Raw genomic sequence first — 13,022 nt, 5'->3', positions numbered from 1 at the left:
GTTTGTCACTGGCCTAGACCACCCCCCTCAGAGCGCTCCTGGGAGCGTGTTCGAGGCCTCCTGGAGCCCCCGAAACGGCCGTCAACACCGTGACGGATCGGTCGTGACTGCCACCGAATTCGTACTCTTCCGGCTCCGTCACGACGCCGGACGCCACTCAGGGCGTCACTCAGGACGTCACTGAGGACCTCACTCAGGGCGCCACGTCGACGTGCACGTGGTCGCGGTGCTCGAGGATGCGGCGGTCGCCCGTGGTGCCGTCCGGTACGCGGTAGTCCTGCCACCCGTCCGCGGACGAGCCGACCTTCCAGATCCGGTCGTCGAAGATCACGGTGGCGATGTCGAGTCGGTCGGCCTGCGAGACCAGATAACTGGCGATGGCCCACCCGCGCCGCTTGTTGACCGTGGAGATCGGCCGGACGAAGACGTCGATGGCCCGGCCCTCGTAGTGAGCGGACCCCGGCATGTGGCCCTCGTGCACCCCGCCGGGCGCGAAGCCGCCCAGGGGCAGGTCCCCGAAGGCCTCCCGCAGGTCCTGACGTACGGCGGCGGCTCGCTGCGTGAGTCCCGTCTGGTCGAGCGCGCTGGACGACTCGTCCCGGTCGTCGTCGACCGTGCACCACAAGGCCGCCTTGGAGTTGCCCGTGAGCGCGGAGGCGAGCACGCGGGCGTCGCCCTCGTGGTCGGCGTAGGCGCCCGGGAACGCGGAGCGTTGCACCTGCTGGGCCGCCTCGGTGACCGACATGGAGGTGTAGCCCTCGACGCGTTCGAGTGCGTCGTAGAACGCGTTCGTGGCGTGGTAGGGATCGAGGATCTGCTGCCGCGTGCCCCAGCCCTGGGACGGGCGCTGCTGGAACAGCCCGAGCGAGTCACGGTCGCCGTACTCGACGTTGCGCAGGTCGGACTCCTGGTAGGCGGTGGCGAGCGCGATCGTGGCGGCTCGCGCGGGCAGGCCTCGGCGCACGGCCACCGCTGCTATCAGCGCGGCGTAGCGCGCCTGCTGGAGGTCGAGCTCGACCCGGTGGCCGGCCGCGCGTGCCTGGCACTCCTCCACGGGCGGGATCAGCGCCGGCAGCGGCCCGTCTCGCCAGGTCAGCCACACGGCGCCGCCGCCGAGCACCAGCGCAGCGACGGTCAGCAAGACGGCGAACCTGCGGGTGATGTGCACGTGGGGTGTGACGAGGTCGGCGCGCGGTCAGTTGGCGTGCAGGACGGCGTTGAGGTCGATGCCCGCGGACTTCCACGGCACGGCCTCCACGGCGCCCGAGACCGAGTTGCGGCGGAAGAGCACGTGGTCGGAGCCCGAGAGCTCGAGTGCCTTGATGACCGTGCCGTCGGGGAGGGTGACCTTGGTGCCCGCTGTGACGTAGCAACCGGCCTCCACGACGCAGTCGTCGCCCAGCGAGATGCCGAGTCCCGAGTTGGCGCCGAGCAGGCAGCGCTCACCCACGGAGATGACCTCCTTGCCGCCGCCGGAGAGCGTGCCCATGATCGAGGCGCCGCCACCGACGTCGGAGTCCTTGCCGACCACCACGCCGGCCGAGATGCGGCCCTCGACCATCGATGGGCCGAGCGTGCCGGCGTTGTAGTTGACGAAGCCCTCGTGCATGACCGTCGTGCCCTCGGCGAGGTGGGCGCCGAGGCGCACCCGGTCGCCGTCGGCGATGCGGACGCCGGTCGGCACGACGTAGTCGAGCATCCGGGGGAACTTGTCCACGCCGTAGACCATCACCCGCTGGCCAGCCGCCTGGAGCCGCGCCCGGGTCTCCTCGAACCCCTCGACCGCACAGGGACCAGCACTGGTCCACACCACGTTGGTGAGCAGAGCGAAGGCACCGTCCATCACGATCTCGCGCGGCCGCACCAGCCGGTGCGACAGCAGGTGGAGCCGCAGCCAGATGTCCTCGGTGGTGGAGGCGGCCGCCCCCAGGTCTGCCGTGACCTCGCGCACCTCGCGGGTCACCCGGCGTACGTCGTCGTGGCCGGCCAGCGCGTCGAGGCGCTCGCGCAGGTCGCCGGTGTCCTGGCCGGGCTCGCCCAGAACGGGCTCGGGGAACCAGACGTCCAGCACCGCGCCGTCGTCGGTGAGCGTGGCCAGGCCGAGGCCCCAGGCAGAGACGGGCGCGCCGGTCTGGTCGTCAGTCACGCGGAAAGCCTACGGACCGAGGTCAGGACGCGGGCAGCGGTCACTGGCCGGTCCGGCCGTCGATGCACTCCCGAAGCAGGTCGGCGTGGCCGCAGTGCCGGGCGTACTCCTCGATCATGTGCACCACGATGTCGCGGATCTCGACCTCGTGGCCGTCGAGGTCGACGGTGGCACCGAGATCGTCGACGCCCTCGTAGAAGGCGTCCGCCGCAGCTATCTGCTCGCGCCAGGTCGCGAATGCCTCGTCGACGACCGCCTGGTCGGCGACCGCCTCGTTGAAGTCGGCGTCGCGGTCCTCGTTCTTGCCGAACAGGCGCGGCTCGTCCTTGGCCTGCATCTGACGCTGGAACCAGCTGTGCTCGACCGCCGCCATGTGGCGGACCAGTCCCAGCAACGACATCGTGGACGGCGGCACCGATCGGCGCGCCAGCTGCTCGGCGTCGAGCCCGTCGCACTTCATCTCGAGGGTCTTGCGGTAGTGGTCGAGGTACTCGGCCAGCACGGCCTTCTCCCCGCGCGCATTGGTCTCGGCCTCACGCGGGTCGTCCTCGGGGTCCACCCACATGTCGGGGTACCTGCGCTGCTGAGTCACGGGCTGCTGACTATCGCTGGTCACCGGCGTAGCGTGGCACGCATGCGAGTACGCCGTACCCTCGCGGTCGCCGTCGTCACGTTGGCCTCGGTGTCGTGGGGCGCCACCGCCTCGGCCGCGCCGCACCAGCAGAAGAGTCCCGACCACCGTCCGATCGTGATCGCCCACACGATGAGCTCGTGCGGCGGCATGGACGGCTTCTAGCAGGCGTCAGACGACCAGTCGCAGGCGCACGTCGGAGACCGCGACGCTGAGCCGCTGACCCCACGACAGGCTGAGCGCGTCGGCCTCGATGCCGTCGCCGAAGCACCCCAGACGGTCGGAGGCAGACACGACCTCGAGGCTCTCGTCGGCCCGCAGCATCCCCTGGGTGAGCGTGGTGCCGGTCGCCGGGCTCGGCCACGCCTCCCGCACGAACCACGCGAGATGCTGCGAGGCTGAGCGCCGTGGACGCCGACTCCCTGTCCCATGACCTGTCCTACGAGGACGCCTACGAAACCTCCCTGGCACCGCTGTTCCTCGCGCGCGGCCTGCTGGACCTCGTGCACGTCGCCGAGAGCACCGGGATGTTGGCCGCCCTGCGCGCACAATCCTCGGGTGATGCGCTGAGCGAGGCGACCGGTCTGCCCGGCGTGGCGGTGTCGTCGGTCCTGGAGGCACTCGAGGTCAACGACGTCGTGGTGCGCGAGGGCGACCACTTCCAGCTCACCGCACCGTGGCTCGTGCTCACGGGAGACGAAGCGAGCGTGCCGATGTCGGCGACTCTGGCGTCCTCTGAGGTCGAGCGTGCCGTCATCCGCGGACTTGGAAAGGGGGCCGACTACTGGGAGATGTCGTCCGAGGAGCGGCTCGTCTTCGCTCGCGCGATCTCGCCCGACCCCTTCTCCCCGGGAGTGATAGCCGGGATGCGACGCGGGCTCACCGCCGACCCGACCTACGACGTCCTCGGCTCGGGAGGGAGCCTGCTGGAGCTGGGCTGCGGCGTGGCGGGGCGAGTGCTGTCGATGCTCCAGGCGCTGCCGGAGATGAGGGCGGTCGGCATCGAGCTCGCCGAGGACCTGGCGGCGGTGGCCGCGAGCCGTGCCGAGGAGCTGGGGGTGAGCGACAGGTTCGAGGTGGTGACCTCCGACGCGGCCGGCTTCGACCGGCCCGACAGCTTCGACCTCGGCTACTGGAGCCAGTTCTTCTTCGCCGAGGCGAGCAGAGGCCCGGCGCTGGAGACCATGCGGCGCAGCCTGCGCAGCGGGGGCGTCGCCGAGGCGCCTCTGCTCGGTGATCCGACCGAGCTGGCCGACGACCCGCGCGGCCAGACGGCGAGGGAGCGAGCGGTCTTCCGTGTCGTGCTCGGGTCCTGGGGCGTCCCTGACCGCTCGGCCGCCGAGCTCGTGGCCGAGTTCGACGCGCACGGGTTCGTCGACGTTGAGGCTGGTGTAGGGCCGTTCGGGAACTGGCGCGTGCGAGGTCGGCGTCCCTGAGCGCACGGTTCGAATGGATTCGTCCGCCGCGACCCCACGCCGTACGCTGGGCCCACAGGCGTTCGAGCCGTCATCAGCGGTGAGCCTCCGGAAGAACAGTCCGTCCCGACGGGCCCAGTAGAACCGGACGGGTAGGCCCGTCACAGCCGTGAACGAAGTGGTTCCGCACGTCGGTCGAGCTTGTCGAGACCATCGTGCGGGGCAAGCGAGGTGGTACCGCGGCGGAAGTCGTCCTCGTGGTTTCGACAAGCTCGACCGGCGAACCCACAGGAGCGAACCGCATGACCTACCCGCAGGTCTCCCACACCAGTGACAGCGCTGGCGTCCCGTCGAGCCCGTCCTTCCCTCAGATCGAGGAGGCGGTGCTGGCCTACTGGGCCGACGACGACACCTTCCAGGCCAGCGTCGACCAGCGAGACGCCGGGGAGAACGGTGACAACGAGTTCGTCTTCTACGACGGACCGCCCTTCGCCAACGGGCTGCCGCACTACGGGCACCTGCTCACCGGCTACGTGAAGGACCTGGTGCCGCGCTTCCAGACCATGCGCGGACGCCGCGTCGAGCGCCGCTTCGGCTGGGACACCCACGGCCTGCCGGCCGAGCTCGAGGCGATGCGCCAGCTCGGCATGAAGACGACCGAGGAGATCCTCGACCTGGGCATCGAGAAGTTCAACGCCGAGTGCCGCAAGTCGGTCTTCGAATACACCTCGGAGTGGCGTGACTACGTCACCCGGCAGGCGCGCTGGGTCGACTTCGACAACGACTACAAGACCCTCGACCTCCCCTACATGGAGAGCGTGATGTGGGCCTTCAAGCAGCTCTACGACAAGGGGCTGGCCTACGAGGGCTTCCGGGTGCTGCCCTACTGCTGGAACGACGAGACCCCGCTGTCGGCCCACGAGCTGCGGATGGACGAGGACGTCTACCAGCAGCGCGTCGACCCGGCCGTCACCGTCGGCCTGCGCCTGACCAGTGGGCCCGCCGAGGGTGCGCTGGCACTCGTCTGGACGACGACCCCGTGGACGCTGGCTGCCAACCTCGCCGTGATGGTGCGCAGCGACATCGACTACGTGGTGGTCGAGTCGGCCTACACCGGTACTCCCGAGCGGTACCTCCTCGCCGAGGCCCGGCTCGACGCGTACTCCAAGGAGCTGGGGGAGTCGCCCGACATCCTGGCCCGCTTGACCGGGGCTGACCTGCTGGAGAGCACCTACACCCCGCCGATGTCCTACTTCCTGGGCCACGAGCGCGCCTTCCGCGTCGTCGAGGCGGAGTTCGTGACGACCGAGGACGGCACCGGTCTCGTGCACAGCGCCGGCGCCTTCGGCGAGGTCGACAAGATCGTCACCGACCGCGAGGGCATCGAGCCCGTCGTGCCGGTCGCCAAGGACGGCACCTTCACCGCGCCCGTCGACGACTACGCCGGACTGCACGTCTTCGAGGCCAACCTGGCGATCATCGACCACCTGCGCGCGATGACCCGCCGAGGATCGCTGGTCGAGGAGGTTGCGCAGCAACCGTCTCGAGACCCCGGGAGCGACACAGGCTCCATCACCGAGGGCACTGTCCTGCTGCGCCGCGAGTCCTACGAGCACTCCTACCCGCACTGCTGGCGCTGCCGCGAGCCGCTGATCTACATGGCGGTGTCGTCGTGGTTCGTGTCGACCACCAAGATCCGCGAGCGGATGCTCGACCTCAACCAGCAGATCCGCTGGGTGCCCGAGCACGTGAAGGACGGCCAGTTCGGCAAGTGGCTGGAGAACACCCGCGACTGGTCGATCTCGCGCAACCGCTTCTGGGGAAGCCCGATCCCGGTCTGGCGCAGCGACGACCCGGCGTACCCCCGGGTCGACGTCTACGGCTCGCTCGACGAGCTCGAGCGCGACTTCGGCGTGCGCCCCGACGACCTGCACCGGCCGTTCATCGACCAGCTGACGCGTCCCAACCCGGACGACCCCAGGCCGATCGACGGGGGTCGCTCCACGATGCGTCGGGTCACCGATGTCATGGACTGCTGGTTCGAGTCCGGGTCGATGAGCTTCGCCCAGGTGCACTACCCGTTCGAGAACACCGACTGGTTCGAGCACCACTTCCCCGGCGACTTCATCGTCGAGTACATCGGCCAGACGCGCGGCTGGTTCTACACGATGCACGTGCTGGCCTCGGCGATCTTCGAGCGGCCGGCGTTCGAGACCTGCCTGTCCCACGGCATCGTGCTCGGCTCCGACGGCCAGAAGATGAGCAAGTCCCTGCGCAACTACCCCGACGTCCGCGAGGTCTTCGACCGCGACGGCGCCGACGCGATGCGCTGGTTCTTGATGTCGAGCCCGATCCTGCGTGGCGGCAACCTGATCGTCACCGAGCGCAACATCCGCGAGGGCGTGCGCCAGGTGCTGATCCCGTTGTGGAACTGCTGGTACTTCTTCGCGCTCTACGCCAACGCGGCCGGCTACACGGCTCGGCGGCGCACCGACTCGCAGGACACCCTCGACCGCTACCTGCTGGCCAAGACCGGCCAGTACGTCGCCGACATGACCCAGCAGCTCGACGACTACCAGATCGCCGACGCCTGCGAGTCGACGCGCACCTTCCTCGACGTGCTGTCCAACTGGTACATCCGGCGCTCACGCGAGCGGTTCTGGGCGACTGGAACTTCGCTGGTTGAGGATATCGACCACCCACCGTCTCGAAACCAGTCCACACGCGACGCCTTCGACACCCTCTACACGGTGCTGGAGACGGTCGCTCGCTGTGCGGCGCCGTTGCTGCCGCTGACCACGGAGGAGATCTGGCGAGGGCTGACCGGCGAGCGCTCGGTGCACCTCACCGACTGGCCAGCCGCCAGCGACCTGCCCGACGACGAGTCTCTGGTGGCCGCGATGGACCAGGTCCGTGAGGTGTGCTCGGCGGGCTCCGCGCTGCGCAAGGGCGCGGGTCTGCGCAACCGTCTGCCCCTGGCCGAGATGACGATCGTGGTCGCCGGTGCCGGCACCCTCGCCGGGTTCGAGCCGATCGTCGCCGACGAGCTCAACGTCAAGTCCGTGCGCCTGCTCGACGCCGACCACCCCGATGCGGCGTCGTACGGCGTGTCCCAGCGGCTGACCGTCAACGCGCGCGCGGCCGGCCCCAGGCTCGGCAAGGACGTGCAGACCGCGATCAAGGCCTCGAAGTCGGGCGACTGGTCGGTGACAGCCGACGGCACCGTGACCGCCGGCGGTCTGGCGCTGCAGGAGGGCGAGTACACCCTCGACACCGTCGCGGGCGGTGGTGTGGACGCGGCGACCGGGATGCTGCCGCGCGGCGGCTTCGTGGTGCTCGACACCGCCCTCACACCGGAGCTCGAGGCAGAGGGCATTGCCCGCGACCTCGTGCGGGCGGTGCAGCAGGCCCGGCGCGATGCCGGCCTCGAGGTCTCCGACCGGATCGTGCTGACGATCGCCGCGTCGTCCGACGTCGCCGACGCAGCACGGACCCACCAGAACCTGATCGCCGCCGAGACCCTGGCGACCTCGCTCGCCATCGAGGTCTCCGGCGTCGAGCACCCGGTGATCGAGCTCCAGCGCGCCTGACAGGATGACGCGCGTGACGGACCTGGACCTCTCCGCCGACGCGGCCGACCTCCTCGAGCAGCTGGTCGACATCGAGTCGGTCAGCAAGAACGAGCAGCGGATCGCCGACGCGGTGCAGGCGGCGCTGCTGCCCTTGACGCACCTGACGGTCACCAGGCACGGCAACACCGTCGTGGCCCGCACCGACCTGGGCCACCCCGAGCGGGTCGTGATCGCCGGACACCTCGACACCGTGCCGGTCAACGACAACCTCCCCGCGGTGCGCGACCAGGCGGAAGGCACCGATGTGTTGCGCGGGCTCGGCACGTGCGACATGAAGGGCGGGGTCGCGGTGATGCTCAAGATCGCCGCAGGCGTGCCGGCACCCAACCGCGACCTGACGTTCCTGTTCTACGAGTCCGAGGAGATCGAGACCGAGTTCAACGGCCTGTTCCTGCTGGCGCAGAGCGACCCCGACCTCCTGCGGGCCGACTTCGCGATCCTGATGGAGCCCTCCGACGCCGTCATCGAGGCGGGGTGCCAAGGCACGCTGCGTGTCGACGTGATCGCGCGCGGCGAGCGCGCTCACTCGGCTCGGTCGTGGAAGGGCGTCAATGCGATCCACCGGGCGGGCGAGATCCTCGACCGGCTCAACGCCTACCAGGCGCGGATGCCGGTGATCGACGGGCTGGAGTACCACGAGGGCCTCAACGCGGTCTTCGTCAACGGTGGCGTCGCCGGCAACGTGCTGCCGGACGTGTGCACGGTCTCGATCAACTTCCGCTTCGCCCCCGATCGCAGCGAGGCCGAGGCCGCGGCGTACGTGAAGGAGCTCTTCGCCGGCTTCGAGTGCGAGATCACCGACTCGGCGCCCGGTGCGTTGCCCGGGCTCGACCGGCCCGCGGCCAAGGAGTTCGTCGAGGCGGTCGGGGGAGAGGTCAACCCGAAGTTCGGATGGACCGACGTCGCGCGCTTCTCGGCCCTGGGCGTGCCCGCGGTGAACTTCGGACCGGGCGACCCGATGCTGGCGCACAAGCAGGAGGAGTTCGTGCCCCTCGAGCAGGTCTACCGGTGCGAGGCGGTGCTGCGGACCTGGCTGGGCGCCTAGTCCTGTCGGAACCGGTGGATCAGCTCGGGCCTGACCACCTGCCGCAGTGCGGTCGCCGCCTCCTCGGACGTCACGCCGTGCGCTTCGAGCAGGGGCCGGAGTGCGGAGTAGAGGTCCTGATCACCCCGGGCGAAGTCGGGGAACCGCAGGAAGTAGATCGGTACGTCGTGGGCGACCAGCGCCGAGACGAGGTCGAAGAACATCCGGGCCAGCTGGCGCTCCTGCTTGCCGGTCGTCGTCTCACCCGCGCTCGACCCGACGACACCGCCCGGATGACGGCCCGGGTCGAGCCCGGCGACCGCCGCCTCCTGCGAGACCCGCCGGCGGCTCTCGGCCGCATCCTGGAGGTCGCGCATCGGGATGATCGCCGCCTTCACGCGCAGCTCGTCGCGGTCGAGGTAGTCGCGCAGCTTGCGCCCGAACCACGGTGACTTGGCGACGTACGGCAGCCGCGCACCCGCCTCGAGCGTCCGCGCGAACGAGTGCTCCAGCCCGCCGTGGGAGATCGGGTCGGTGGCCTGGATCGCCTGGTCGAGGTCGTAGCCGGTGTCGAACCCCAGCGCGGTGAACCACTGCACGAGCAGCGTCGTGCCGGCCCTGCCAGTTCCCCCGATGAGGATGTGGCCGGCCGTGGCGTCGGTGCGGTCGTCGTTCATGGTCGCGACGGAGGCTATCGGCTGCCGGTGGCCCGATGCCCAATCGTGCGCGGCCGATGTAGAAGATGACCACCGCGCCAAGCGGGACCGCGCGGCGACCTGCGGGAGGGCGACCTGCCCGGCGGCCATGACGCGGCATGGCAGGCTGACACCCGTGGTGAAGAGCAAGACCAAGGGTCCCGTCGTACAACGCCGCGACCAGATCGACGAAGGTACGACCGACCAGCGGCTGCTGGACTCGCGCGGCCCGAGCGACTGGATCCACACCGACCCGTGGCGGGTGCTGCGGATCCAGGCGGAGTTCATCGAGGGCTTCGGGGCGCTGGCCGAACTCGGTCCTGCGGTGGCGGTCTTCGGGTCGGCTCGCAACCACCCGGGCGACCCCACCTACGCGCAGGCCGAGCAGACCGGGCGGGCGCTGGCCGAGGCGGGGTTCAGCGTCATCACCGGCGGCGGACCAGGGTCCATGGAGGCGGCCAACAAGGGCGCGAGCGAGGCAGGCGGCGTGAGCGTCGGGCTCGGGATCGAGCTGCCCTTCGAGTCCGGCCTCAACCAATGGGCCGACATCGGGGTCAACTTCCGCTACTTCTTCGCTCGCAAGACGATGTTCGTGAAGTACTCCCAAGGCTTCATCGTCCTACCTGGCGGCTTCGGCACCCTCGATGAGCTGTTCGAGGCGCTGACGCTCGCGCAGACCGGCAAGGTCACGTCGTTCCCCGTGGTGCTGCTCGGCACGGACTACTGGTCCGGGCTGATCGGCTGGCTGCGCGACACTGCCCTCGAGCGCGGCATGATCAAGCCGTCGGACCTCGACATGCTCCAGCTCACCGACGACGTCGACGAGGCCGTCGCGGTGATGGTGGCCTCCCGCGACGAGAGGCAGACCACCGGATGATGTGGTTCTTCGCGATCCTCGTGGTGCTTGCCATGGGTGGCATCGCCGTGGTCGCCGCAGGCCGCGGATCTCCGATGGCACCGGCGTACGACGACCGACCCGATGCCACGGTGCCGGCAGACCGCGAGCTGATGGCCGGAGACCTGCGGCACGTGCGGTTCTCGCTGGCCTTCCGCGGCTACCGGATGTCCGAGGTGGACTCCCTGCTGGACAGACTCGCGCACGAGATGGAGGTTCGGGAGACTAGCGACCCGGCGGGACGAGTCCAGGACGACCACTACGACGACTGAGGAGACTGCTGGCCGTGCAACCCGAGTACGTCGTCTACGTGCTGACCGCTCTCGCGGCGGTCGTCGTGGTGCTCACCCGCCTGCGTCTGAGCAAGCAGGCCGCGGCCGGACGCCACAGTGTCGGTGCCGGGATCGTCAATGTGCACACCGCGTGCGGAGTGCTCGCGCTGGTGACCTGGGTGGTCTACCTGGTCGGTACCAACGATCTGGTCGGTGTCGTCGGTCTCGCCTTCTGGTGGCTGACCACCCTGGCCGGCCTGCTGATCCTGCTGCGGTGGCTGCCCAGCCGGGGCAGGCACGCGACCGCGGCTCGAGATGACACTTGGTCGGAAGGCCCCGGCCTTTCGGTCCTGGCACATATCGGGATGTTCGTCGGGGTACTGGTGTTCACGTGGTTCTACGTCGCACGCTGACCTCGCTGGCCGGACTCTCGGTCGTGGCCGGGCTGCTCGCCGCACCCGCGATGACGTCGGCCTCGGCGCTCGAGACGCCACCGGCCACGGCGGCGTACGCCAAGAAGGTCATCGGACACTCGGTCGAGGGTCGACCGATCAACGCCTGGCACCTGGGTGAGACCGGCAGGCCGAAGGTCGTGCTGATCGCTGGCATGCACGGCAACGAGCCCGCGCCCACCGCCATCTTGCGGACCCTGCGCGACGGCAAGAGCGTGCACGGGATCGACCTCTGGGTGGTGCCGGCGTACAACCCCGACGGGCTCGCCAAGGGGACCCGTCGCAACGCGCATGGCGTCGACCTCAACCGCAACTACCCCTATCACTGGGCGCCGCTGACGGGGTCCTACTACTCCGGGCCGAAGGCCGCCTCCGAGCCCGAGACCCGCGCGATGATGCGCTTCCTCGACGACGTGGAGCCCGACTGGATCCTGTCGTTCCACCAGCCCCTCAACGGCGTCGACATCGACGTCGAGCGACCCAAGTTCGCCAAGCGGGTCGCCCGGATCCTCGGCCTGCCGACGACCTCGCTCGACTGCGGTGGGGTGTGCCACGGCACCATGACCGGCTGGTTCAACCACCACCAGTCCGGCTTCGCGCTGACGGTCGAGTACGGCGCCCGGCCCTCGCGTCGCCTGATGACCAGGACCGCGCCTGGTCAGGTCCTCGACATCTTCGGCGCGTGGCGGGGGACCAACCAGTTCGACGTCGTGGGCTGACCCCAGGCGATGGCTAGCGGCCCTCGAAGCTCGGCCGCTCCTTGTTGACGAAGGCGTGGACCGCCGCCCGGTGATCATGGGTCGCGCCGGTCAGCGTCATCATCTCCGCCTCGAAGGCGACGGCCTCCTCGAAGGAGTGACCTGCCGCGTAGGCGACCGACCGCCGCATCGCTCCGTAGGCCAGGGTCGGACCCGACGCCAGGGCGGTGGCCACGGATCGCACCTCCTCTGCCAGGGCATCGCCCGGCACGACCTTGGTGGCCAGACCGAGCGCGAGCGCCTCGTCGGCCTTGATGGTGCGCGGCTGGTAGAGCAGCTCGATGGCCTTGGCCGGACCGACGAGGCGTTGCAGGGTGAACGACGAGCCGGTGTCGCACGAGAGCGCTACTCCGGCGAAGGCGAGGTTGTAGCCGGCCGTGTCGGCGAGGAACCGAAGGTCGCAGGCGAAGGCCAGGGACGCGCCGGCGCCGGCCGCGACCCCGTTGACCGCCGCGATCACCGGCTTGGCCATCGCGACCAACGTGGTGACGATCGGGTTGTAGTGCTCCTCGACGGTGCGGAACAGCTGGTCCTGGTGCGCCGGGTCAGGGCTGTCGAGGATCTCGATGTGCTGCTTGAGGTCCTGACCGACGCAGAACGCACGCCCGCTTCCGGTGAGCACGACGCAACGTGCGGCGGGGTCGTCGGCGACCTGGCGTACGGCGTCCAGCAAGGCCTGCTTCGTGGCGATGTCGAGGCTGTTCATGGCCTCGGGCCGGTTCAAGGTGATCGTCGCGACACCGTCGGTGAGGTCGAGCAGCACGGGATCGGTCATGTGGGCATCCTGCCGCACCGGCGCATCGGATCGTCCGCCGGTCGCGGGGCGTGAGGTGCCCACCACGCCCGATAGGGGATAATGGTCCCGGCAACTGCTGGGAACCTCATGGGCGCACCAGCGCACCCAGGTAGCAACACAAGGAAGAGGTGCCGGATGGCGGCAATGAAGCCGCGGACAGGCGACGGTCCGCTGGAGGTCACCAAGGAGGGCCGCGGCATCGTCATGCGCGTCCCGCTCGAAGGTGGCGGCCGCCTGGTCGTCGAGCTGAACGCCGAGGAGGCCGGCGCTCTCGGCGATGCCCTCAAGGACGTCGTCGGCTGAGCC

15 protein-coding genes are annotated in these 13,022 nt (G+C 69.8%); 9 read left to right on the top strand and 6 right to left on the bottom strand.

All coding sequences use genetic code 11. The annotated features are described in order from the left end of the window. Positions 1-193: 193 nt before the first annotated feature. Genes ISU10_RS01890 through ISU10_RS01880 form a run of 3 tightly spaced genes read right to left on the bottom strand, consistent with a single transcriptional unit; the run spans position 194 to position 2,738 of the window. On the bottom strand, positions 194-1,168 hold the full coding sequence (locus ISU10_RS01890) for a VldE C-terminal domain-containing protein (protein WP_370864557.1): 975 nt from the start codon (positions 1,166-1,168) through the stop codon (positions 194-196). A 27-nt stretch (positions 1,169-1,195) separates the two neighbouring features. Then, positions 1,196-2,146, bottom strand: coding sequence for a 2,3,4,5-tetrahydropyridine-2,6-dicarboxylate N-succinyltransferase (gene dapD / locus ISU10_RS01885; protein WP_194694631.1), 951 nt, complete (start codon positions 2,144-2,146; stop codon positions 1,196-1,198). Between the two features lie 40 nt (positions 2,147-2,186). Beyond that, positions 2,187-2,738, bottom strand: coding sequence for a DinB family protein (locus tag ISU10_RS01880; RefSeq protein ID WP_370864555.1), 552 nt, complete (start codon positions 2,736-2,738; stop codon positions 2,187-2,189). A gap of 42 nt (positions 2,739-2,780) precedes the next feature. Here ISU10_RS01880 and ISU10_RS01875 point away from each other — a divergent pair, with 42 nt between their 5' ends. Next, positions 2,781-2,942 (top strand): hypothetical protein, encoded by a 162-nt coding sequence (locus ISU10_RS01875; protein ID WP_194694630.1) that lies wholly within the window; start codon positions 2,781-2,783, stop codon positions 2,940-2,942. A gap of 6 nt (positions 2,943-2,948) precedes the next feature. On the opposite strand, the gene ISU10_RS01870 is transcribed toward ISU10_RS01875, so the two are convergent. Then, a complete protein-coding gene (locus ISU10_RS01870; RefSeq protein WP_194694629.1) occupies positions 2,949-3,152 on the bottom strand; it encodes a hypothetical protein in 204 nt (67 codons plus the stop codon). A gap of 32 nt (positions 3,153-3,184) precedes the next feature. Between ISU10_RS01870 and ISU10_RS23735 the strand changes: the two genes are divergently transcribed. The 3 genes from ISU10_RS23735 (at position 3,185) to dapE (ending at position 8,869) form a co-directional block, all read left to right on the top strand. After that, positions 3,185-4,213 (top strand): SAM-dependent methyltransferase, encoded by a 1,029-nt coding sequence (locus ISU10_RS23735; protein ID WP_194694628.1) that lies wholly within the window; start codon positions 3,185-3,187, stop codon positions 4,211-4,213. Positions 4,214-4,494: 281 nt separating this feature from the next. Beyond that, complete coding sequence (ileS, locus tag ISU10_RS01860) at positions 4,495-7,782, top strand: isoleucine--tRNA ligase (RefSeq protein ID WP_194694627.1); 3,288 nt, start codon at positions 4,495-4,497, stop codon at positions 7,780-7,782. A gap of 13 nt (positions 7,783-7,795) precedes the next feature. Beyond that, positions 7,796-8,869 (top strand): succinyl-diaminopimelate desuccinylase, encoded by a 1,074-nt coding sequence (gene dapE, locus ISU10_RS01855; protein WP_370864551.1) that lies wholly within the window; start codon positions 7,796-7,798, stop codon positions 8,867-8,869. Here dapE and ISU10_RS01850 read toward each other — a convergent pair. Further along, the gene (locus ISU10_RS01850; protein ID WP_194694625.1) at positions 8,866-9,525 is read right to left on the bottom strand and encodes a hypothetical protein; all 660 of its coding nucleotides are present in this window, start codon (positions 9,523-9,525) and stop codon (positions 8,866-8,868) included. The genes dapE and ISU10_RS01850 overlap by 4 nt on opposite strands. Before the next feature lie 127 nt (positions 9,526-9,652). Here ISU10_RS01850 and ISU10_RS01845 point away from each other — a divergent pair, with 127 nt between their 5' ends. From ISU10_RS01845 to ISU10_RS01830, 4 genes are read left to right on the top strand one after another with little or no spacing between them, the layout of a single operon-like run. Continuing rightward, positions 9,653-10,420: an LOG family protein gene (locus ISU10_RS01845; protein WP_194694624.1), complete on the top strand. Its 768-nt coding sequence runs from the start codon at positions 9,653-9,655 to the stop codon at positions 10,418-10,420. Beyond that, entirely contained in the window at positions 10,417-10,710 is a 294-nt protein-coding gene (locus ISU10_RS01840; RefSeq protein WP_228499045.1) for a DivIVA domain-containing protein, read from the top strand. The genes ISU10_RS01845 and ISU10_RS01840 overlap by 4 nt, the downstream gene beginning before the upstream one ends. 14 nt (positions 10,711-10,724) lie before the next feature. Continuing rightward, positions 10,725-11,123 carry a hypothetical protein gene (locus tag ISU10_RS01835; protein WP_194694623.1) on the top strand — a complete coding sequence of 133 codons (399 nt, stop codon included), beginning with the start codon at positions 10,725-10,727 and terminating at the stop codon, positions 11,121-11,123. Continuing rightward, complete coding sequence (locus tag ISU10_RS01830) at positions 11,102-11,881, top strand: DUF2817 domain-containing protein (protein WP_194694622.1); 780 nt, start codon at positions 11,102-11,104, stop codon at positions 11,879-11,881. The genes ISU10_RS01835 and ISU10_RS01830 overlap by 22 nt, the downstream gene beginning before the upstream one ends. A 13-nt stretch (positions 11,882-11,894) precedes the next feature. Here the strand turns inward: ISU10_RS01830 and ISU10_RS01825 are convergent, their stop codons facing one another. Then, positions 11,895-12,695: an enoyl-CoA hydratase/isomerase family protein gene (locus ISU10_RS01825; RefSeq protein WP_194694621.1), complete on the bottom strand. Its 801-nt coding sequence runs from the start codon at positions 12,693-12,695 to the stop codon at positions 11,895-11,897. A 156-nt stretch (positions 12,696-12,851) separates the two neighbouring features. Between ISU10_RS01825 and ISU10_RS01820 the strand changes: the two genes are divergently transcribed. After that, positions 12,852-13,019 carry a DUF3117 domain-containing protein gene (locus tag ISU10_RS01820; protein ID WP_082574674.1) on the top strand — a complete coding sequence of 56 codons (168 nt, stop codon included), beginning with the start codon at positions 12,852-12,854 and terminating at the stop codon, positions 13,017-13,019. The last annotated feature ends 3 nt before the right edge of the window (positions 13,020-13,022 follow it).

The organism is Nocardioides agariphilus (assembly GCF_015352445.1).
GTDB classification, from domain to species: domain Bacteria; phylum Actinomycetota; class Actinomycetes; order Propionibacteriales; family Nocardioidaceae; genus Nocardioides; species Nocardioides agariphilus.
This window is presented reverse-complemented; position numbering and strand designations above follow the sequence as displayed.